Raw genomic sequence first — 21,792 nt, forward strand, 5'->3', positions numbered from 1 at the left:
CGCCGGGAACATTCCCGCCGGGTCGCCGCATCCAATCCCCGACAACAGCACAACAGCTTCGTTCACCGAACTCAGGAAGGCGGACCCCATGTCCGACAGCACACAGACCAGCACCCCGGACGTCCCCGAGAACCCGGTGATCAGCCCCGACGCTCCGTACGATGCCTCCGCGCCGGACAACACGAGCCCCGCGAGCGCCAGTGCCCCGACACCACCGACGACACCGGCGACACCGGATACGCACGCCCCCACGGGTGGCGAGGCCGGTGTGAAGTCGGCCGTCGACACCGACGGCGACGGCAACCCGGACGTCGTGCACGCCACCGATGCGTCCGGTACCGACATCAACGCCTACCTCGACGACCACGGCAACGTGATGCTCGTGGAGGCCGACACCGACGGCAACGGCACCTTCGACACGCTGGTCCACGCCGGCCAGGACGGGAGCACCATCGTCGAGGTCGACTCGGACGACGACGGGCAGGGCGACACGATCGCCACGCTCGACGCGAACGGACAACTGCGACAGGTCGACACCCTCGATGACGGACATGTCGTCAGCTCGACGATCGACGTCGACGGCGACGGCACCCCCGATGTGCAACTGGTGGACACCGACCACGACGGCGGATTCGACGCGACGATCCTCGACGTCGACAACGACGGCAAGGCCGACACCGTCCTGCGCGACACTGACGGCGACGGGCAGGCCGACGCCATGGGGCACATCAACGGCGGCGCAGACGATCCCGCCATGCCCGACGACTCGTCGGCGCCGGACGACGACCCGTCGGTGCCCGACACCGACGCGGGCGACTACGACGATCACGGAGCACACGACTCGCACGACATCCCCGACGTGATCTGACCACGCACCACCGAGCCCGTTCCCGGGCAGCTCACTCCCCTCACGACGGGGGCGGCGACCTCATGTCGCCGCCCCCGTCGGCATTTCACCTCGATCACCGACCCCGTCGGCAGAACGGAAGCGGACCCGTGACGAACGTGATGATCCCCGGCAGTGTGTGCGTGGACGGCGCCCTTCATCCGCTCGGCGCCACGCCGTGTCTCACCGTCGGCCGCCACGTCGACAACGACATCGTGGTCGATCACCCGCTGGTGGCCGACCATCACCTGCGCATCGAGTGGCGTGGCCGTGAGTGGTTTCTCGCCGTCGCCGACGCCGGTGCACCGATGTTCGCCGCCGGCGGGCCCGTCACGGAGATGGCGATCACCGGTACCGCCCAGGTCCATCTCGGCAGTCCGGGGCGCGGGCCCGTGCTGGTCGTCGCGCTCGCCGGCGACCACCCGGGCGCACACACCACCGGCGGCCGCCCCCTCGACGGCCCGGGCATCGGGTTCCCGACGCCCGGGCCGCCACCGATGCCACGCTCGCTCCGCGGCGCACCTCATCTGCAGCCCATGCACCAGAACCTCGACGGCGGGACCGTGCTCGCACTGCGCGACGGCGTGTGCACCATCGGGCGGACCCCCGGCAACGACCTGGTCGTCGACGACATGCTCGTCTCCCGCAGGCACGCCCACATCACCACCGACCGCGACGGGATCCGGCTCGTCGATCTCGGCGGCATCAACGGCACCCATGTCAACGGTCACCGTGTCGGCGGCGCAGTGCTGCACGACGGTGATGTCGTGACCATCGGCAACAGCGACTTCCTGGTGTCCGGACGTGCACTGGTCAGGGGTCACGCGCCCGGCGCCGTCGAGGCCGGGCTACATGTGCACGGCGTCAGCCTGGTCGTCGACGGCGACAAACACCTACTCCGCGACGTCGAGTTCAGCGCTGCGCCCGGCACGTTGACCGCGGTGATCGGTCCGTCGGGAGCAGGCAAATCGACGGTGTCGAAGGTCGCTGCCGGGCTCGGGACCCCGTCCACCGGCTATGTCACCTTCGAGGGCCGCGACGTCCACGCCGACTACGACTCGCTGCGAACCCGGATCGGCATGGTCCCGCAGCAAGACGTCCTGCACCACAAGCTCACCCTCCGGCAGGCACTGCGCTACGCCGCGGAACTGCGACTCCCTCCGGACATCTCCACCACCGACCGTGACGCGGTGATCACCGGAGTGCTCGGCGAACTGCAGTTGCTCGAGCATCTGGACACCCGGGTCGACAAGTTGTCCGGCGGACAACGCAAGCGAGCGTCGGTGGCGATGGAACTGCTCACCGGTCCGTCGCTGCTGATCCTCGACGAACCGACGTCCGGATTGGACCCGGCGCTGGACCGGCAGGTGATGGCCACGCTGCGGCGCCTCGCCGACGCCGGCCGTGTGGTCGTCGTGGTCACCCATTCGCTGACCCACCTGTCGATGTGCGATCAGGTCCTGCTCCTCGCACCGGGCGGCAAGACCGCGTTCTGCGGCGCTCCCGACCAGGTGGGCGCGGCGATGGGCACCGGCGACTGGGCGGAGATCTTCGCGTTCGTCGCCGCCCACCCCGACACGGCCCACGAGCAACACCGACGTTCCCGGCCGCCGTCGCCCGCGGTGCGACCACGCAGGCCATCCGGTCCGTCGATGTCGGCACCACACCGCGATCCGGTGCGGCAGGCCGGCACCATCGCCCGCCGGCAGATCCGCCTGATCCTCGCCGACACCGGATATCTCGTATTCCTCGCGGTGATGCCGATCGTGCTCGGGCTGTTGACCCTGGTCATCCCGGGGTCGAGCGGCTTCGCGATCAATCGGGCACCCGACACCGCGGGCGAGTCCTTGCAGATCCTGGTGATCCTCACCGTCGGGGCCACGTTCATGGGCACCGCGCTGACCGTGCGCGACCTGGTCGCCGAACGCGACATCTACCATCGCGAGCGCGCCGTCGGACTGCAACCCGGCGCGTACCTGTCGGCGAAGGTCATCGTGTTCGGTGCGGCCGCAGTCGTCCAGACGTCGGTGATGGTCGCGATCACCTACGCAGGCAAAGGTGTCCCGGCCGGTGGGGTGCTGGTACCGGCGCCCCTCGAACTCTTCGGTGCCGTCGCCGTACTCGCCTGTGTCAGCGCTCTGGTCGGGCTGGCCATCTCCGCTTCGGTGCGTTCCGTCGAGCAGACGATGCCGCCGATGGTCATCGCCGTCATCTCACAGCTGGTGTTCTGCGGCGGCCTGTTCCGGTTGACCACCCCGGGGCTGCAACAACTGTCGTGGTTGTTCCCGTCGTACTGGGGTTACGCGGTGTCGGCGGCGTCGGTGGACCTCAACACGATCGCACCGCTGGCACCTCAGACCGCCGACGCCCAGTTGTGGGAGCCGTCGATCTCGACCGTCGTGCTCGGGTACAGCGCCCTGCTGTTGACCGCGACGATCCTGATCGGCGTCACCGCCTCGAGGCTCCGCCTCGGCCGCTGACTGTCGTTATGCGACCGTGACCGACGTCGCGATCGCGTTGCACACCGCGCCCGGCAGCGGCAGGTTGTCCGCATTCGCACCTAGCGTCGAAGCATGGCCTCGACCCGACCCCCACACGCACGGACAGACCGATGAGAGTGCTGGTCACCGGTGCCACCGGATATGTCGGCTCCCGTCTCGTGTGTGCGCTGGTCGACCGCGGCGACGACGTCGTCGTGACCAGCCGCCGACCGGACTCGCTGCGACGTTTCGGCTGGTACGGCCGCGTCACGGCGATCGCCATGGACGCCGGCGACAGCGAGTCGGCGCACGATGCGGTCGCGCGCGCCGGCGACATCGATGCGCTCTACTTCCTGGTCCACGGGATCGGTCAGCAGGACTTCGACGAAGCCGACACGCGCGCCGCGCACAACGTCGCGGTCGCGGCACGCGCGGCGAACGTGCCCCGGATCGTCTACCTCGGCGGCTTCGTACCCGACTGTGACCACGACGACCTGTCCAGGCATCTGCGCAGTCGCGCCGAGGTCGGCGCCGCCCTCGACATCCCCGGCGGCCCCGATCTGGTGTGGCTACGAGCCGCCGTGATCCTCGGCGCCGGGTCCACATCGTTCGAGATCATCCGATACGTGGCCGATCGGCTCGCGGTGATCCCGCAACCGGGCTGGGTCGACAACGCGATGGACCCGATCTCGGTCCGCGATGTCATCCACTACCTGGTCGAGGTCGTCGACCCGACCTTCCCTGCGGGGGCCTACGACATCGCAGGCCCCGACGTCGGCGCACGGTACGAGTCGGTTCTGTCGGAGTACATCCGTGCCATCCGGCAGCCCCGTCTGCGACTGCCGGTCCCCTTCGTGAACTCGCACCTCGCCGGGCGGGTGACCGGCATGCTGGTCCCGGTACCGAGCTCGTTGACCGCCGATCTCGTGGCCTCGCTCAGCCAGCCGATGACCGCGTCCGAGCACTCCATCCGCGGCCTGGTACCGGAACCGCCGAACGGACTGATCCCGATGCGGGAGGCCATCGAATCGGCCGTACACACCACCTCACCCCGCTCGGTGTGTGCGCTCGCGGACCCTCATCACCTCGCCGACACCGACCCGGGATGGGCAGGCGGCGACCTGATGAGGATCCGGCGTGCGGTCTCCGGCGGGATCGGTTCGATCGTCGGCTTCACGACGCGTCGGGTGCGAGGCGTGGTATCCCTGCTGTCAGGATGACTCTCACTCTCGACGACCTCAGGCGGCGACTCAGCGCACCGGCACCGGCCACCCGATTCGACGATCCGGCGACCTTGACCCGCCGACGACGGGTGGTCGCGATCTTCCTAGTGCTGGGCGCCGCGATCCTGGGCGTCTCGCTCTCATCCGACCCGGGCGATTCGTCCTTCTATCCGTTGACGATCGCCTTGGCGGCGGTCTGGATCGTCGGCGGGCTGCTCTCCGGGCCGATTCGGCTGGGCCGATTCGGCCTTCGTGCCGGATCGGCGACGGGCCGATCGTCGACGATCGGCGCTGCCACCCTCGGCACGGCGGTCGGTCTGCTCGTCGGAGCGGCATTCGTGATCGGGGCACTCATCACCCGGGAGATCCCGACCCTCGCCGACCTGGTCACCCAGGTCCTCGACCTCGGTGATCGCGGCAGCATCATCGCTGTCACCGTGATCACCCTCGGCAACGGCCTGGCCGAGGAAGTGTTCTTCCGCGGCGGCGTCTACTCGGCCGCACAGAATCACCACCCGGTGCTGGTCTCGACGGTGTTGTACACCCTCGCCACCCTCGCCAGTGGCAATCCGATGCTCGGATTCGCCGCGGTCATCCTCGGCGCGGTCTGCGCACTACTACGACGAAGCACCGACGGGGTCTTGGCACCCATCTGCACGCACGTCGTGTGGGGCGCCGTGGTCCTGTTCTGTCTGCCGCCGATCTTCGGGTGAGTCCGCGGCCGTGGTACCGACGAAGGGCTGCCGCCCGACGACCGCGAGCACGGCACCCAGTCCGAACGGACGGTTCGACTCCGGCCCGGCGCGTGTCTCGGGGTCGTCGAGGAGGACGGCCACGCTCACCGATCAGGCCAGCCACACCGGGACGCCGGTGTCCGCGTGGTCTGGCAGGCGGACCAGTCGAGCCGGGTCCGCCGCAAGATCGTCTGCGGTGAGGTCACCGTCGCCGAACAGGACGAACGCCACGCCCTCCGCCGACGCGCCATCCCAGAGGCCGGCAGAGCAGGGCGTCGACGACGGCTCGCGGACCAGGATCGAACGGCCGCGACCCCAGGTCGCGAAGAACCATCCGTCGCCGGCCTCGATGACATCGCCGAGCAGAGCCCGCCCCAGAAGGTCGTGTGCGCGGTCGAGGTCGGACACGGTCATTCCGACGATCGCCATCTCACGGTCCGGCGTGCCGGCTCGGGGGAAGTCCGCCGGCGCGGTCGAGAACGCCCCTTCGGCGACGATCGTCTCGTCGTCGGCCCGCACCACCTGGACGAGGGTTCCGATACCCGATGCCTTCGGATGGATGAAGACCTCGGTCCAGATCGGGTCCGTCCGTGAGTCCCCGAAGGTCGCGAAGCCGCGGCGACGCAGGTCGGCCAGGGTCTCGTCGAGGTCGGGCACCTTGAAGGTGAGGTGATGCGCCGACGGTCCGCGCTGTTCCAGGAACCGGTCCATGAAACTGCCCGGCTTGTCGGGCGCGATGAACTCCATCCGGAGGCCGTCACCGTAGACGAGCTGGTACGGGGCGTACTCACCGGCGACTCCACCGTATCCCCATCGCCCGCCGAGTTCGCCGACGAACCGCGGATAGGCGTCCTCCCAGCGCCGCACACCCACCGCGAGGTGATCGAGGGTCGGCCAGCGCACGTTCGAGACGTTCCGGTCCACTGCCGTGTCGACGCTGTGCGTCGATCCGGATGTCGAGGGCATGGGCTGCTCCTTACTTCCACACGTTCGAGGATCTGCGCGAGACAGTAGTACAGTTTCTGCATAACTGTCTAGTGTGGACAGGTGGCACCGGTGGCGGTCGGGAACTCCGCCCTAGACTGGCCTGGCGATGGCCGACTGCCACTCGAGGCAACAGCGACGAGGAGGATCGGCGTGACGACCGGATTTGAGGATCTCTGGCCCGCACCGGGCCGAGGCGTGACGCCGACACGGACGACGGAGGCCGACAAGGCGACCGAGGATCGGCTCCTCGAGGCCACCGACCGACTGGTACGGCAGGTCGGGGTACGACGGCTCAGCATGTCCGAGGTGGCCCGCGCCGCCGGCGTGGCCCGGGGCACGCTGTACCGGTACTACGAGTCCCGCGACGTCCTCCTGGAGGCGCTGCGACGCCGGACCACCGAATGGTTCTTCGAAGAGGTCACCGAGGCCCTCACACCGCTACCGACCCTGTCCGAACAGGTGGGCGCGTTCAGCGAGATCATCGCGCGGACGATCAACCCGCCGCGGGATCAGACGGCACATCGTGCCCGGAGCGGAACCAACCCGGCCGCGATGATCCACATCCTGGGGACACATGGCACCGAGGCCGTGGAGCGAACCGCATCGTTCATCCTGCCCTACGTCGAGTCGGCACGTGAACGCTGTGAGATCCCGGTGGACACCGACGTCACCGGAGCGAGCGCATGGCTGGCACGAATCCTGCTGTCGTTCACGATCTTCCAGGTTTCGTCGAACCCCGACGACGACGGGCAGCCGGTGAGCGAGCTGATCGTCCGCTATGCCGTCGAGGGCCTGGCCGGATCACGCGGCGGCCGGTGACCACCAGCCATCTCATGCCGTCGGCCGTCGTCTCCCGATGGCTGGACAACTGGTGGCCGAACAGGTCTCGCAACGCCGTAGCCACCCCCGACCACTCGGTTCCCGGCTGTGCGGTCCTGCAGTGGGCGGGCAGCGGCGGCATGGAACTCACCGGCGTCTCGACGGCACCCCCGCTCATCTCGCCCGCCGCCGCGTACGGGGTGCTCGACGCCGCCGTGGGTGAGCTCGGCCGCCTGACGGGCCTCGTCGGCGACGCCGTCCACCTCGAGCCCGGTGCCGTGATCGGCGCCCGGGCCGCCCTGCGTGGGCTGCGCCGGAACGGCCAGATCTCCGCGGGCGGTATGACCAGGCTGATCCGCGCGGCCGAGCGGTGGATCGCGATATCCCTCTGTCGCCCAGATGATGTGGCGTCGGTGCCGGCCATCGTCGGCGACCGGGGAACCGACGACCCATGGCGGGATCTCGCAGATTTCGCCGCCCGAACCCCCGCGTCCGATGTCGTCGACCAGGCGCAACTGCTGGGTGTTGCGGCCGCGGAACTCGGAGGTGCTGCAGATGCGGCTAGCGCCCTCCCGTTCCAGGTCACCGACATTGCGTCCCGGACAGATGCTCTCGCCGTGCGTGGGGCGACGGTGGTCGATCTGTCGTCCCTCTGGGCCGGCCCGCTGTGTGGCGGGATCCTGAGCCGCGCCGGCGCCCGGGTCATCAAGGTCGAGAGCACGGGGCGCCCCGACGGCGCCCGCATCGGCGACCCGGAGTTCTTCGAGTGGTTGCACCGCGGACAGGAGTTCCGCGCCGTCGACTTCACCTCCGACGAGGGCCGGAATCAATTGGCGCACCTCATCGATGCTGCCGATATCGTCATCGAGGCCTCCCGTCCGCGTGCGCTCGAGCGGCTCGGTCTGTCGCCCGACCGCCTGGCACACCGACCCGGGAAGATCTGGGTCGGCATCACCGGGGGCGGTCGATCGAGGCCCATTCAGGTGAACTTCGGTGACGACGCCGCGGTCGGCGGTGGCCTCGTCGGCTGGAGTGGCGACCAACCGGCGTTCTGCGCAGATGCCATCGCAGATCCGCTGTCGGGGATCACCGCGGCACTCGCGACGACCGCAGCCGTGGAAGCGGGCGGCGGCGTCCTGATCGATCTGTCGATGGTCGACACCGTCGCCTCGTTCACCGCCGCCGAACTCGCCTGCCCGGGAGACCATGTCGTCCGCGACGACGGCGGTGGCGGATGGGCGGTCGAGTGTTCGCACGAGCGGCGCCACAGTCCCGTCCGGGGTCCAACGGCATCGGGTCTCCCATGCTGATCCGCAACGCTCGCACCCTCGAGCGGGCGTTCGTCGACGTCCGCTGCGACGACGGACTGATCTCCGAGATCGGCTCGCACCTACGCCCCCGCGCGGGCGAGCGTGACATCGACGCCTCGGGCTGCTGGGTGATGCCGGGCCTGCACGACCACCATCTCCATCTTCGCTCCCTCGCCGCCACCGCGGGCTCCATCCGCGTGGGACCACCGGACGCGCATTCCGAGGACGACCTCCGCGCCTTGCTGCAGACCGCGGATCTGGCCGCGCCCCCCGGAGAGTGGTTGCGCGCCTACGGCTATCACGAATCCGTAGCCGGCCCACTCACACGCGGAGTCCTCGACACCACGGTGACCGACCGTCCGGTCCGGGTGCAACACCGCTCCGGCGCCCTGTGGATGCTGAACAGTGCGGCCTGCCGGGAAGTGGGAGTCGATACGTGCACCCTCCCCGGCGTGGAGCGTGATACCGCGGGCGATGCCACCGGCCGCCTGTGGCGGATGGATTCGTGGTTGGGCGACAGGTTGGGCGATACCGCGCCGTCGTCCCCGCCCGACCTCGCGCCCATGAGCCGGCGTGCCGCCGCACGCGGTGTCACCGGGTTCACCGAGGCCACTCCCGACCTCTCGCAGTCGTCGGTCGACGCCCTCGCGGCGGCGGTGCACGACGGCGAGATCGTGCAGCGCGTCCACTGCATGAGCACCCCGGACATCCGCACACCTGCGGATCGGACACCGGGCAGGCGAACCTCGTTCACCCTCGGGCCGACCAAGATCCTCCTCGACGACCACCGGCTGCCGACACTTCCCGAACTCACCGAGGCCATCAGTGAGATCCACCGTTCCGGCAAGCCGGTGGCCGTCCATTGCGTCACCCGTCTACAACTCATCGTCACGATGACCGCACTCGATGACGCCGGGGTGGTGCCCGGCGACCGGATCGAGCACGGCGCCATCATCCCCGCGGAATGCTTCGGCTGGCTGCGCGATCACCGGATTCTTGTCATCACCCAACCGAACTTCCCGTTCGAGAGGGCCGAGCAGTATCGCGTCGAGGTCGATGCCGGCGAGCAAGCCGATCTCTGGCGACTGGGGAGCCTGCTGGCAGCCGGGATCCACGTCGCCGCCGGAACGGACGCCCCGTTCGGCGACTCGGACCCGTGGACAGCGATCCACGCGGCCACGATCGACCATTCCGGCCGCGACCCCCTCGAAACCGTCTCTCCCGCCACGGCGCTCGGCTTGTTCTGGGGCACACCAGAACAGCCCACGGTTCCCCGCGCCATCGAGCCCGGCGCAGTCGCCGACCTGGCCGTCGTCCGCGGTGCACCGGAGGACGTCCGTCGCGACCCGACGTCCGTCCAGGTGGTCGCCACCGTCGTCGGCGGCGTCCCGGTTCATCTGAGTTGACCCGGAACGTGATCCCACCGTCATTACAGTAACTATTTCAGTATCATCGTCGGAGAAGACGGCTCACCGACGAGAGGACGAACGTGGAGCACCAGGGAACGGTGGCGGAGTCCACTGCCGGCGACTTCGCCGACGAGTTGTCCGCACATCTCGCCCGTTACGGAGACCGTCCGTTCATCGAGTTCGAGCGGCGCTGGTATTCCGGCGACGAGGTCACCCAGGTCATCGATGCGGTCACCCGCCTGCTCGACGACAACGCCGTCCCGTCGACCGCACCGATCGGCCTGGTGGCGCGCAACCGTCCTCCGCATGCGGCCGCAGCACTCGGCCTGATCGCGGCCCGACGACCGGTCGCGATGATCTACTCGTACCAGTCCGTGCAGTCGATCGCCCGCGACATCGTCACCCTGGCCCCCGCCGTGGTGATCGCCGATCGCCAGGACTGGACGGAGACCACGCTCGCCGCGGCGCGTGGGGCAGGGTGCGGAGCGATCGCGTTGTCGCTGCGGCCGTTGTCCGTCGAACTGCTGGTCCGGCCGGCGGCCGCACACCTCGACACCGACTCCGAGACCTCGGAAACCCCAGGTCTGCACATACTCTCGAGTGGCACCACCGGGCCACCGAAGCGGCTTCCGTTGCGTACCGACGTCCTGAGCCACACCGTCGCCAGCATGACGATGGGCATGACCGGGTGCTACGACGACCCACCGGAACTCGTGTACTGGCCGTTCGGCAGCGTCGGGGTGTGCCAGTTGCTGGCCGCGCCGTTTCTCGACAAGCGGATGGTCCTGCTGGAGAAGTTCACCGTCGACGACTGGGTACGCGCGATCAAGACCTATCGGATCCGACGCGCCGGTGTACAGCCAGCCCTGCTGCGCATGCTCCTCGACGCCGACGTACCGAAAGAGGATCTTGCGTCCATCGAGTATCTGCCGGGAGGTTCGGGTCCCCTGGAACCCGAACTCCGAGATTCGTTCGAGTCGAAGTACGGCATTCCGCTCATGTGGGCTTACGGGGCAACCGAGTTCGCGGGTTCAGTGTGCGCCTGGACACCGGATGACCACCGTCGCCACGGTGCGGACAAAACTCGTAGCGTTGGTCGCCCGTTGCCCGGTGTCCACGTCCGGGTCGTCGATCCGGAAACCGGCGTCGAGGTGGCCACCGGCGAGGTGGGCCACCTGGAGGGACGAGTCGACGTGATCGGCCCGGACTGGATCCGCACGACGGATCTCGCGTCGATCGACGCCGACGGATTCGTGTACCTACACGGCCGCGGGGACGGTGCCATCAACCGCGGCGGCTTCAAGATCCTCCCGGAAACTGTTCGTGCAGTGCTGATCCGGCACCCTGCGGTCCTCGACGTCTCGGTCGTCGGCGTGCCAGACGACCGTCTGGGTCAGGTTCCGTTCGCCGCTGTCGAGTTGCGCCGCGGCAGTGCCACTCCGTCCGAGGACGAGCTGAAAGATCTCGTCCGCGAATCGCTGCCGAGTCACCATGTCCCTGTCGAGATCGCGGTCGTCGACGAGCTGCCACGCAACGCCGCCTGGAAGGTCACCGTGCGAGATGTCGCCGCGCTCTACCCGATCGATCGGTGACGCCGCCGCGTCACTTCGTGGGTGCCACGTAGGTCGGCCTGCCCAATCCGAGGATGTGCTGCGCGATCATGTTCCGGAACACGTCGATGGTGCCGCCGTAGATCCCGAGGAGCGGAGCCCACCGGAAGAGATACTCCGGCCCTTCCTCCCCCTCGGCCGATGCGCCAGGGGCGTTCGCCTGCAGGGCCGCCCGCCCGCCGAGGATGTCCATGAGTTCCGGCGCGACGTCGCGCATGGACTGTGCGATCGCCACCCGTCCGAACAGGCTGGGCGTGGCGAGCGCGGCCTCGATCCGAGAGTGCGCGCGCCCCAAGCGATACGCGACGGATTCCTCGTCGACCGCGCGCCGCCCGTCGGGTCCCGGCCGTGCGGTTATCGCGGTGGCCAGATCTGCCGAGATCGCCATCGACATACCGAAATTGCTCATCGTCGTGATGTCGGAGAGACCCACGTCGGCCCTATCGGTGGCGCCGTGCTCGGCGGCGAGCGGACCGCTCAGTACCGCCCACCCGTCGTCGACGTCGCCGAGCCGGTAGCGGTCGGGCATCCGTACGTCGGCGTAGTAGGTGATCGTGGTGCTGTCCCCGTCGACGGTCCGAAGCTGTTGCACCTCGATCCCTTCCGTCTCCACCGGCACGAGGAACATGGTCAGGTTGCGATGGCGCTTGCCCGCCGGGTCGGTGTTGGTCAGCAGGAACACGTATTGGCAGACATTCGCGCCGGAGGTGAACATCTTCTGCCCGTTGATGACCCAGTCATCGCCGTCTCGGACCGCGCGGGTCTTGCAGGTGGCGATGTCGGAGCCGCCTTCGGGTTCGGTGTAGCCCATGGCAAAGAGCACCTCACCGCGGAACACACGCATCAGGACCTCGTCGAGCAACTCGGGCGACGCATACTGCCGGACCGCTTGCAGGATCATCAGGGTGGCCCCCCACCGTTCGAGGGGCAGCCCGAGTCGGCGGCGCTCCAGATCCCAGATGCGCTTGCGCACTGCGGTGAGCCCGCCCGCCTCGGCAGGCTTCGCCTCGGCCTCGAGCCAGCCGTCGACACCCATCGCCCGGTGGAGTTCGACGATGACGCCGTCGCTGGTCGCGCGTTCGGCGCGCAGCATCTCCTCGGTCACGGTGTCGGCAAGGAACGCACGCGCGCGCTTCTGGAACGCACGATCATCGTCGGCGAGTTCCACTCGGGCGAAGTCCATTCGGGTGATCCCTTTCCCTACGCGACGGTCATGGTGTCGGCACGGGACGCCGCCACGATCGACTTCGCCCATCGATAATCGGCCTTGCCGTTGGCCAGTCGCTCGACCTTGTCGACCAGGACGATCTTCTTCGGCACCTTGAACCTCGACAGATGCAATGCGGTGAAGGCACGCAGTTCCTCGACGGTCAGTTCGCCGCCCGGATCGAGCGCCACCACCGCAACGACCTCGGTGCCCCACCGTGAACTCGGCCGTCCCACCACGAGGGCGTCGACGACCGCCGGATGTCCTCGGAGGATCTCCTCGACCTCCTCGACGAAGATCTTCTCACCGCCACTGTTGATGACGAGCGAATCACGACCATGGAGCCGGATCGATCCGTCGGCCTCGAGGTGGGCGCGGTCCCCGGGAATCGACACCCGAACACCGTCGATCTCGGGAAAGGTGCGCAGGGTCGCGTCCTGGTCCTCGAAGTAGCCGAGGGGCACCCGTCCGGTGCGCGCTATCCACCCGAGCTCCCCGTCACCGACTTCGAGGAATCGCGTGCGGTCGTCGGAGACCACCCGCCCGCTGGGATGCATGACGAACGTCTCGGCGGGCGAGTCCGTCATGGTGGGGCTCGTCGCCATCCCGCCCGTCTCCGACGACCCGAAAGTATCCAGGATCACGATGTGCGGCAACAACTCCAACAGGTCGGATTTGTGGCGTGGGTTGATCGCCGCACCACCGCTGCCGATACCGATCAGGCTCGACAGATCGTACGACCGGGTACGCAGCTCGGCGACGAGCGGGCCGGCATACGCATCCCCGACGATCGTGAGGATCCGCGCCTTCTCGCGTTCGGCCGTCTCGAGTACCGACCGGGCGTCGAACCGTCCCCGATTGTCGTAGATGACCGCCGTACGACCGGCGACGACCGCACTGAGCGCCGTCGAGATGCCGGCCGCGTGCATGAGGGGCGACACGGCGAAGAAGGGCTCGCCGGTCTCCGGGACGAATTCCACGACTGCTTCGGCGGATTCGTGCTCCATACCGGTCATCGTGGAGATGTAGGCGTCGGCCTGCCGCCACAGCACTCCTTTGGGAAGTCCGGTGGTGCCACCCGTGCACACCATCATCAGGTCGTCGGGTGACGGGGTCACCGGTTGCGCGGTCGCACCGATCTCGAGCGCATCGTCCAGGGAGACCGAACCGGGGATCGCCGAACCGTCGGCGTCCTCGATCGCCACCAGGACATCCACGCCCGCAGGCAGTGTCGCCTCGGCGATGAGATGGGCAAGTGAACGATGGAAGATCACACCCGACGGCCGCACATGTTCGAGCAGTGCCTTGATCTCCCGAGGGGAATAGTGGTGGTTGATGTTGACCGGGATGACCCGTCCGCGGAGGCAGGCGACGAAGACATCGACGTAGAGGTCGTTGTGCATGATCAGCGCCACCCGATCCTGGCCACACTCCCAGCGGTCCAGATCGTCGCGATGGGTGTGTGCACCCAGGCCGCGCGACGCCAGATACCGCGCGAGGTCGGTGGTTCGCCGGGCCGATTCGGCGTACGTGGTGCGGCGGGTGCCGCAGATCGTCATCTCGCGATCCGGGACTGCTCCCGTGACAGCGTCGAGGATCTCGCCGACGGTCCATTCCTTCACCGCTGCCTCCCGAGAAAGCACCTTACTGTCGCAACAACAGTAATAGTTACAACACCACCGTTGTCCCAACGTACAAGCTGCCCACGACGGATACAAGACCTGCTGTGCTATCGCCGACGAGAGCCGATCTCGGAGGTGACGGACTATCTGCGAGCGCCCATCCCGTGGATCACTGCCGTGAGAAACTCGACCATCTCGGCCTCGTCGATCGCGACTGTCTGCGTCCGGACGGTGTACCAAGAGCGGTCGAGCAGTCCGAATGCAGCGCTGCCGACAACCTCCGGCGAGTGGTCGGGCGGCGGGCCGATCGCCTGCCCGAGAATCCACGCGAGGCGCGTCTGCATCCGGGTGTTGCCGCGGCGGAACTCGTCGTCATCGGGGGCCGAATGTGTCGCCGACATGGCGAACGCGCCGTGGCGATCCAGGTAGCCGAAGTACGCCCGCACGAATGCACGCACGTCCGACACCCGATCCGGCTCGTCGAACGAATCCCACGAGGCCAACACGCTTCGGAGGTCGCGGTAAGCCCGCTCGCCGAGAAGGCCGAACACCTCACGCTTGTCCTTGAAGTAGGTGTAGAAGCCCGCTCGCGAGATGCCACATGATGCGGCGATGGCGTTCACGGTCGTTCCCGCATAGCCCCGCTCGAGAAACTGCCGGCGAGTCGCTTCCAGGATCGCGGCGCGCGTTCGCTCGGCCCGACCATGCTGCGGCCGAGTGGTTTCCACGTCGTCGAGGGTGCTCATCGCCCCAACATAGCTGACACCATCGTCAAATTCGGGTCATCTCAGGTCAGACCGCAGAGATATCTACTGTTGTCACTACTGTTGACACTCTCGTCAGACAGTGCAAGGCTCGGTCTCAGCTCAGGTGCGAGCCCGTCACCGCGAAGGAGTAGACGCATGCCCCAGCCCGACGCCCCCGTCTTCGACGCCGACTCTCACATGTACGAGACGGCGGAGGCGCTCACCAAGTACTTGCCGGAGCAGTACCGGCAAGCGGTGCAGTACGTCCAGATCGGGCGCCACACCCGTCTCGCGATCAACGGAACGATCACCGACTTCATCCCGAACCCGACCTTCGATCGCGTTGCCGCGCCCGGCGCCCACGAGAAGTTCTTCGCAGGCGAGAACGCGGAGGGTCTGACGCTGCGTGAGATGCAGGGGAAAGCGATCGAGGCGCCTGCCGCGACCCGCAATCCGGCGGACCGGGTCGTAGAACTCGATCGGCAAGGAGTGCGGGAGTGCCTCAACTACCCCACGCTCGCCAGCCTGGTCGAGCATTCCGCTGCCGACGATCCCGAACTGACGCTGGCGATCATCCACGCACTCAACCAGTGGATGCTCGAGCACTGGACGTATGCCTATCAGGATCGGGTGTTCTCGACGCCGATCATCAATTGCGCCGAGGTCGATGGCGCCCGGCGCGAACTCGAGTACATCCTCGACAACGGCGCAAAGGTCGCGCTCATCAAGCCTGCACCGGTCAAGGGCCTGCACGGGTGGCGATCGCCCGCCCTCCCCGAGTTCGACCCGTTCTGGCGGGACGTCGAGGCCTCCGGCCTCCCGATCGTGTTGCACGCCAGCCAGCCCCCGCTCGATGAGTACGTCAACAAGTGGGAGCCACCGAACACCAAGAACTTCATGGCCATGAGCTCGTTCCGCTGGCTGGCTCTCGGCCATCGCGAGATCTCCGACATGATCGGCAGTCTCATCTGCCACGGCACACTGACCCGCTTCCCCGACCTGCGCATCGCCAGTGTCGAGAACGGGAGTTCGTGGATTCATCCGCTCTTCCACGATCTGACAGACCTCACCCGCAAGATGCCCCAGAACTTCCCGGAAGATCCGCTCGACGTCTTCCGTCGCAACATCTGGGTCAGCCCGTTCTGGGAGGGATCGGTCGCAGACGTGGTGGAGACGGTCGGGTGGGACAAGGTGATGTTCGGATCGGACTACCCGCACCCCGAGGGACTGCCCGAGCCGAAGGGCTTCTGGAAGTACGCCGAAGGCATGGACGACCGACGAACCTGGGACTTCATGGGCGACAACGCACGTCGCTTCATGGGGCTGCCGATCGCGAATCCCGACCCGGATGCTGCCCACCCACCGGAGTTCGCGACGGCCTGACTCACCCGCCTCCCCGGCTCCCCGCGTCCCCGGCTCCCGCCGATCGTGCACAGATCCCCGCCGATCGTGCGCAGATCCTCGCCGATCGTGCACACAGGCCGCCTCGTGCGCACGGTCGGCGGGCGGCCTCAAGGGATCGTCGCAACACCCTGAGTGAAGGGAGTTGTGATGGGGCGGTTGAAGCGTGGGCAGTCGATGCCGGCGTTGCCGGTGTGGGAGTTCTGGCAGGGGCGGGCGGGTGGGATGAGCACGGCGGCCGCGGCGCGACACGCGGGGATCTCGGTGCGGTTGGGGCATAAGTTGATGGCCAAGCATGGTGGGGTGATTCCTACTGTGAGCAGGCCGGCCGCGTGTGATGAGCATGGGTCGGGGCCGCAGTCGCGGTATCTGTCGGCTGATGAGCGTGACCTGATTGCGAATAAGAACGCTGTGGGACTTTCGGTGCGCCAGATCGCGCGTGATCTGGCGCGGGCTCCGTCGACGATCAGCCGCGAGTTACGGCGGAATCGGCCGCAGCATCGCACCTACGCCGCGGGCTATGCCCAGCGGCGAGCGCAGCATCGGCGGGCCAGACCTAAGCTGCGCAAGCTCGAGTCCAACGATGTGCTGCGCGCCTATGTCTGGGACAAGCTCAGTGGCCTCGAGCATTGGTCCCCGGCACAGATCAGTGCTCGGCTGGTAACGGAGTTCGCGGATGATGTGAGGATGCGCATCAGTCCTGAGGCGATCTATCGAACGTTGTTCGTTTTTCCTCGCGGTGAGATGAAACAGCAGGTCACAGCATCATTGAGGTCGGGGCGTAGCGTGCGTAAGCCGCGGACGGCCCGGACGGGGTCGACCATCGTGCCGCGGGAGTTGCTGATCGCCAACCGCCCGGCCGCGGTCGAGGATCGGGCGGTTCCTGGCGATTGGGAAGGTGATTGCATTCTGGGCCGCGAGGGGCACTCGCAGATCGGCACCCTGGTCGAGCGCACTACCCGATTCACGATCCTGCTCCACCTGCCCACGACTCGGACCGGGCAGGACCTGCGCACCGCACTGGCCATCGGGATCGGTGATCTACCCGCCCATCTGCGGCGGTCGATCACCTGGGATCAGGGGTCAGAGATGCGTGGCGTACACACCAACATCGCGGTCGATCACAATCTGCAAGTGTGGTTCTGTGACCCGCACTCGCCGTGGCAGCGTGGCACCAACGAGAACACCAACGGCCTTCTCCGGCAGTACTTCCCGAAAGGGACCGACCTGTCCGTCCACAGCAGCGACCACCTCAACCAGATCGCGACCGCACTCAACAACCGGCCACGCGCAGCCCTGGGATTTCGCACCCCAGCCGAAGCCTTCACCGACCTGCTAGCCTCCCACCACCAGCCATAGGTGTTGCGACGACCGCTGGAATCCGCCGCGGAATTCTGTGCACGGTCGGCGGTCGTGCCGGCGCTATGTCGTCCGTATGGGCTCGGTTGCGTAGACCTCACTGATGATCTCGTCGAGGACGCCCTCCCCGTCATGGGCCGCGTCGACCTGTGCACGCCAGACGTGTAATTGCCTCCGCCGGACCTTGACCTCCGGCATCGTCAGCTTGGAGTGGGACGCGGAGCTGAGACTGCTGAGGTGCGAGTCGATCTCCTTGAGCGCTTCGTTCTTGGTCATGTCATCAATCCTTCCCGATGACGCGCCGGTCGCGCCAGGGCTGTTTCACAGTATGTTTCGACAATCCGACGTCGTTGCGGACGCCCGACAGAATCCACCGGATTGTCAGCGGTAGGTTGCGCGCCATGCTCTCGGCCTCGGCGGCGTTCTCCGCCGACGGGGCAGGATCGTGCAGAGCCCGCACCTCGACAATCGTGTGGTTGACCGTCACGTTCACCAACGCGCGGCAGCACTCCGCTGCCAAGTGGTCCGGAATACCGGCACTCCGAGCAACTTTCACCAGATCGCCGACGAACTCGGTGATCACGCGGCGGTCGTCGAAACTCATCAGTTCGGTCAGATACGGATGCGCGCGCAATGTCTCACGCAGTGTCAGACACCAGCTCACCGCGGTCGACTCCCACTCACCGGTATCGCGGAACTCGAGCCGGAGGTTCGCGAAATGCCTCGCGACCAGAGCCCGTATCAACGCCTCTCGATTCCCCACCTGCTGATAAAGGGTGCGCGTCGAGATCTTGAGGTCCCCGGCCAGACGTCGTGCGCTCAGCGCATCGACGCCTTCGTCATCGAGCAACGCCAACGCCCGGTCGAGGATGTCATCGACCGGGATCAGTGGCCTGGCCATGCGGTTCCGTCGTCGACTGGACTTGCCGTGGAAAACAATTCGTCCTCCTTTCCACGCCGCGGCGAACTGCCACACCTTGTGGCCCATGCGCGGCTCTGATAAGAAAACAGTGTATTTATAACACTCCGAGCCACGGGAGGGCAGCCAGGTGACGTACGCGGACAGCTGGACCGACACACTCGACGATCTGGAACGGCGACGGCAGACGTCGTTGGGGATGGGTGGTCCCGAGCGTCTCGCCAAGCACCACGCCAAGGGCAAGCTCGATGCGCGAGCGCGTATCGAGTATCTCCTCGACCCCGGCAGTTTCCAGGAATTCGGGACTCTCGTCGGTGGTGACATCGCCGCGGATGCCATCGTCACCGGAACCGGCGAGATCGACGGACGACCGGTCCTGGTCGGCGCCGAGGACTTCACCACCATCGCCGGCACGATCGCGCCGGGCAGCAACTCCAAGCGATACCGACTGGCTGAGTTGGCCTTACGCACCAAGGTGCCGATGATCATCCTGCTCGAGGGCGCGGGCTTCCGCCCCACCGGCGACCATTACGGACGGACACCGACCGACCTGCTCGCGCAGGCACGCTGCTCCGGCAAGGTGCCCTTGATCTCGGCGGTCCTTGGACCATCGGCGGGCCACGGCGCACTCGTCTCACCTGTCTGCGACTTCTCGGTGATGAGCCCATCCGGCGCCATCTTCACCGCAGGCCCGCCGGTGGTGAAGCAGTCCACCGGCGAGGACATCTCGAAAGAAGACCTCGGCGGCCCCGACGTCGCGCTGGCGAGCGGGGTCGTCCACAACGTGACCGACGACGACGAGTCCGCGCTCGACGCCATCCGGCGCTACCTGTCGTACTTCCCGTCCAGCGCCTGGTCGTATCCGCCGTCGCTCCCCGTCGACGACTCGGGTGAGCCGCGCGAGACGCCCGAGCTGCTCGACATCATCTCCCGTGACAACAAATACATCTACGACGCCCGCGACGTGCTCGACGTGGTCTTCGACCGACCGGACTGGTTCGAGGTGCAACCGGAGTTCGGTCCGGCGATCATCTGCGCCCTCGCCCATCTGGGCGGACACCCCGTGGCCGTGGTCGCCAACCAACCGCTGGTGCTGGCCGGTTCGATCGATGCCGACGCCGCCGACAAGGCCGCGCATTTCATCACCGTGGCCGACTCCTTCCACCTGCCGCTGATCTTCCTCACCGACAATCCCGGAATGCTCCCGGGCAGTGATTCCGAGCAGAGCGGCGTCCTGCGGAGCGGGGCGCGGATGTTCGCCGCGCAGACCACCGCCACCACTCTCAAGCTGCATGTGACGCTTCGCAAGGCATTCGGCTTCGGGTCGATGGTCATGTCGCTGTTGGGCTTCGACGATCAGGTCGCGACCTTCGCCTACCCCGGAGCGACGATGGGCGCGATGGGCGCGGCCGCGATGGGCCAGGCGACGAAAGCGGGTGAGGACTTCGCCACGGTGTTGCGCGACATGGAACTCGCGGCGTCCTACAGCTCGGCCGAGCACATGGGATTCGACGAGATGATCGATCCCCGCGAGACACGCAACAAACTCCTCACCGCGCTGCGACGCGGCCTCTACGCGCGTCAGGCCGCGCCCGAACCGGTCAGCCGCACCGCCATCACCCCTTGAGCTCGGTGGACGCGTCCACCCCCCCCCCGAGCTCGACCTTTCCCGCCCAAGTGGCTACCGATGACGTCTATGGTAAGACATACTGTAGACGCCTCAGAAAGGAGTCCGACGTGGACAAGAACGACATGATCCTGATCAGCGTCGACGACCACATCATCGAGCCGCCGGATATGTTCAAAGATCATCTGCCGGCGAAGTATGCTGCCGACGCGCCGCGGTTGGTCCACATGGACAACGGCGCCGACATGTGGAAGTTTCGCGACCGCATCATCCCGAACGTGGCGCTCAACGCCGTGGCCGGGCGACCGAAAGAGGAGTACGGCCTCGAACCCGAAGGCCTCGACGAGATCCGACCGGGCTGCTACAACGTCGACGAGCGCGTCAAGGACATGAACGCGGGCGGTGTCCTCGCCCAGATGAACTTCCCCTCGTTCCCCGGATTCGCCGCACGACTGTTCGCGACCGAGGACTCGGATTTCTCTCTCGCACTGGTGCAGGCCTACAACGACTGGCACATCGACGAGTGGTGCGGCGCATATCCCGGACGTTTCATCCCCATGGCGCTGCCGGTGATCTGGGACGCAGAGCTCTGCGCGCAAGAGGTGCGGCGTGTGGCGAAGAAGGGCGTGCACTCACTCACGTTCACCGAGAATCCGGCCGCGCTGGGTTACCCGAGCTTCCACGACGACTACTGGGCGCCGCTGTGGAAGGCCCTGGTGGACACCGACACCGTTCTCTCGGTGCACATCGGCTCGTCAGGCCGACTGTCCATCCCGGCGACGGACTCGCCTCCGGATGTGATGATCACGCTCCAGCCGATGAACATCGTCTCGGCCGCCGCGGACCTGCTGTGGTCGAAGCCGGTGAAGGAGTACAAGGATCTCAAGATCGCCCTCTCCGAAGGCGGCACCGGCTGGATCCCCTACTTCCTCGAACGCGTGGACCGCACCTTCGAGATGCATGCCACCTGGACGTTGCAGGACTTCGGGGGCAAGCTGCCGAGTGAGGTGTTCCGCGATCACTTCCTCACCTGCTTCATCAGCGACCCGCTCGGCGTGAAGCTGCGCCACAAGATCGGCATCGACAACATCTCCTGGGAGATGGACTATCCCCACAGCGACTCGATGTGGCCCGGCGCCCCAGAGGAACTCGGCGGGGTGTTCGACGAGGAGCAGGTTCCCGACGACGAGATCAACAAGATGACTCACCTCAACGCGATGGACTGGTACTCCTTCGATCCGTTCAAGCACGTGCCCAAGCAGCAGGCCACGGTTGGCGCCCTGCGAGCCTCGTCGGCCGATCACGACGTGACCATCCGGGCGCTCAGCAAGCACGAATCGAATCCGGAGCAGAAGCTCGCTGCCTGGGAACAGCAGATCAAGGCCGCGACCGGCCACTCGCGCGCCAAGAAATGATGTCCTGACGCACGAGCACACCACCGCCGCAATCGGAT

At 67.1% G+C, this 21,792-nt stretch carries 18 protein-coding genes; 12 read left to right on the plus strand and 6 right to left on the minus strand.

What is annotated here, in order from left to right; genetic code table 11:
* Positions 1–88 precede the first annotated feature (88 nt).
* The 4 genes from OVA31_RS07340 (at position 89) to OVA31_RS07355 (ending at position 5,302) form a co-directional block, all read left to right on the plus strand.
* Complete coding sequence (locus OVA31_RS07340; protein WP_267630436.1) at positions 89–868, plus strand: hypothetical protein; 780 nt, start codon at positions 89–91, stop codon at positions 866–868.
* A gap of 140 nt (positions 869–1,008) precedes the next feature.
* On the plus strand, positions 1,009–3,366 hold the full coding sequence (locus tag OVA31_RS07345; protein WP_267631434.1) for an ATP-binding cassette domain-containing protein: 2,358 nt from the start codon (positions 1,009–1,011) through the stop codon (positions 3,364–3,366).
* 131 nt (positions 3,367–3,497) lie between these two features.
* Complete coding sequence (locus tag OVA31_RS07350; RefSeq protein WP_267630437.1) at positions 3,498–4,586, plus strand: NAD(P)H-binding protein; 1,089 nt, start codon at positions 3,498–3,500, stop codon at positions 4,584–4,586.
* Positions 4,583–5,302: a CPBP family intramembrane glutamic endopeptidase gene (locus OVA31_RS07355; RefSeq protein WP_267630438.1), complete on the plus strand. Its 720-nt coding sequence runs from the start codon at positions 4,583–4,585 to the stop codon at positions 5,300–5,302. The genes OVA31_RS07350 and OVA31_RS07355 overlap by 4 nt, the downstream gene beginning before the upstream one ends.
* A gap of 132 nt (positions 5,303–5,434) precedes the next feature.
* Here OVA31_RS07355 and OVA31_RS07360 read toward each other — a convergent pair whose 3' ends face one another.
* On the minus strand, positions 5,435–6,289 hold the full coding sequence (locus OVA31_RS07360; RefSeq protein WP_267630439.1) for a VOC family protein: 855 nt from the start codon (positions 6,287–6,289) through the stop codon (positions 5,435–5,437).
* A gap of 171 nt (positions 6,290–6,460) precedes the next feature.
* Between OVA31_RS07360 and OVA31_RS07365 the strand changes: the two genes are divergently transcribed.
* From OVA31_RS07365 to OVA31_RS07380, 4 genes are all read left to right on the plus strand, one after another.
* Positions 6,461–7,129, plus strand: a complete 669-nt coding sequence (locus OVA31_RS07365) for a TetR/AcrR family transcriptional regulator (protein ID WP_267630440.1) — start codon at positions 6,461–6,463, stop codon at positions 7,127–7,129.
* Positions 7,126–8,439 carry a CoA transferase gene (locus OVA31_RS07370; RefSeq protein WP_267630441.1) on the plus strand — a complete coding sequence of 438 codons (1,314 nt, stop codon included), beginning with the start codon at positions 7,126–7,128 and terminating at the stop codon, positions 8,437–8,439. Before OVA31_RS07365 ends, OVA31_RS07370 begins: the two co-directional genes overlap by 4 nt.
* Positions 8,433–9,845 (plus strand): amidohydrolase family protein, encoded by a 1,413-nt coding sequence (locus OVA31_RS07375; protein WP_267630442.1) that lies wholly within the window; start codon positions 8,433–8,435, stop codon positions 9,843–9,845. Before OVA31_RS07370 ends, OVA31_RS07375 begins: the two co-directional genes overlap by 7 nt.
* An 83-nt stretch (positions 9,846–9,928) precedes the next feature.
* Positions 9,929–11,440 carry an ANL family adenylate-forming protein gene (locus tag OVA31_RS07380; RefSeq protein ID WP_267630443.1) on the plus strand — a complete coding sequence of 504 codons (1,512 nt, stop codon included), beginning with the start codon at positions 9,929–9,931 and terminating at the stop codon, positions 11,438–11,440.
* 10 nt (positions 11,441–11,450) lie between these two features.
* On the opposite strand, the gene OVA31_RS07385 is transcribed toward OVA31_RS07380, so the two are convergent.
* From OVA31_RS07385 to OVA31_RS07395, 3 genes are all read right to left on the minus strand, one after another.
* Positions 11,451–12,641 (minus strand): acyl-CoA dehydrogenase family protein, encoded by a 1,191-nt coding sequence (locus OVA31_RS07385; RefSeq protein WP_267630444.1) that lies wholly within the window; start codon positions 12,639–12,641, stop codon positions 11,451–11,453.
* A 17-nt stretch (positions 12,642–12,658) separates the two neighbouring features.
* On the minus strand, positions 12,659–14,287 hold the full coding sequence (locus OVA31_RS07390) for an AMP-binding protein (protein ID WP_267630445.1): 1,629 nt from the start codon (positions 14,285–14,287) through the stop codon (positions 12,659–12,661).
* 143 nt (positions 14,288–14,430) lie between these two features.
* On the minus strand, positions 14,431–15,033 hold the full coding sequence (locus tag OVA31_RS07395; protein WP_267630446.1) for a TetR/AcrR family transcriptional regulator: 603 nt from the start codon (positions 15,031–15,033) through the stop codon (positions 14,431–14,433).
* 156 nt (positions 15,034–15,189) lie between these two features.
* Between OVA31_RS07395 and OVA31_RS07400 the strand changes: the two genes are divergently transcribed.
* Together OVA31_RS07400 and OVA31_RS07405 are read left to right on the plus strand one after the other, a co-directional pair.
* Positions 15,190–16,416: an amidohydrolase family protein gene (locus OVA31_RS07400; protein ID WP_267630447.1), complete on the plus strand. Its 1,227-nt coding sequence runs from the start codon at positions 15,190–15,192 to the stop codon at positions 16,414–16,416.
* Between the two features lie 168 nt (positions 16,417–16,584).
* Positions 16,585–17,793 carry an IS30 family transposase gene (locus OVA31_RS07405; RefSeq protein ID WP_267630448.1) on the plus strand — a complete coding sequence of 403 codons (1,209 nt, stop codon included), beginning with the start codon at positions 16,585–16,587 and terminating at the stop codon, positions 17,791–17,793.
* 63 nt (positions 17,794–17,856) lie between these two features.
* Here the strand turns inward: OVA31_RS07405 and OVA31_RS07410 are convergent, their stop codons facing one another.
* Positions 17,857–18,069 carry a hypothetical protein gene (locus OVA31_RS07410; RefSeq protein WP_267630449.1) on the minus strand — a complete coding sequence of 71 codons (213 nt, stop codon included), beginning with the start codon at positions 18,067–18,069 and terminating at the stop codon, positions 17,857–17,859.
* Between the two features lie 4 nt (positions 18,070–18,073).
* Complete coding sequence (locus OVA31_RS07415; RefSeq protein ID WP_267630450.1) at positions 18,074–18,871, minus strand: TetR/AcrR family transcriptional regulator; 798 nt, start codon at positions 18,869–18,871, stop codon at positions 18,074–18,076.
* Here OVA31_RS07415 and OVA31_RS07420 point away from each other — a divergent pair.
* Both OVA31_RS07420 and OVA31_RS07425 read left to right on the plus strand, forming a co-directional pair.
* A complete protein-coding gene (locus OVA31_RS07420) occupies positions 18,843–20,339 on the plus strand; it encodes an acyl-CoA carboxylase subunit beta (protein WP_267630451.1) in 1,497 nt (498 codons plus the stop codon). The two genes, OVA31_RS07415 and OVA31_RS07420, sit on opposite strands and share 29 nt — an antisense overlap.
* 110 nt (positions 20,340–20,449) lie before the next feature.
* Complete coding sequence (locus OVA31_RS07425; protein WP_267630452.1) at positions 20,450–21,754, plus strand: amidohydrolase family protein; 1,305 nt, start codon at positions 20,450–20,452, stop codon at positions 21,752–21,754.
* Positions 21,755–21,792: the final 38 nt, after the last annotated feature.

The sequence above is a fragment of the Gordonia sp. SL306 genome (assembly GCF_026625785.1).
Taxonomy (GTDB): Bacteria; Actinomycetota; Actinomycetes; order Mycobacteriales; family Mycobacteriaceae; genus Gordonia.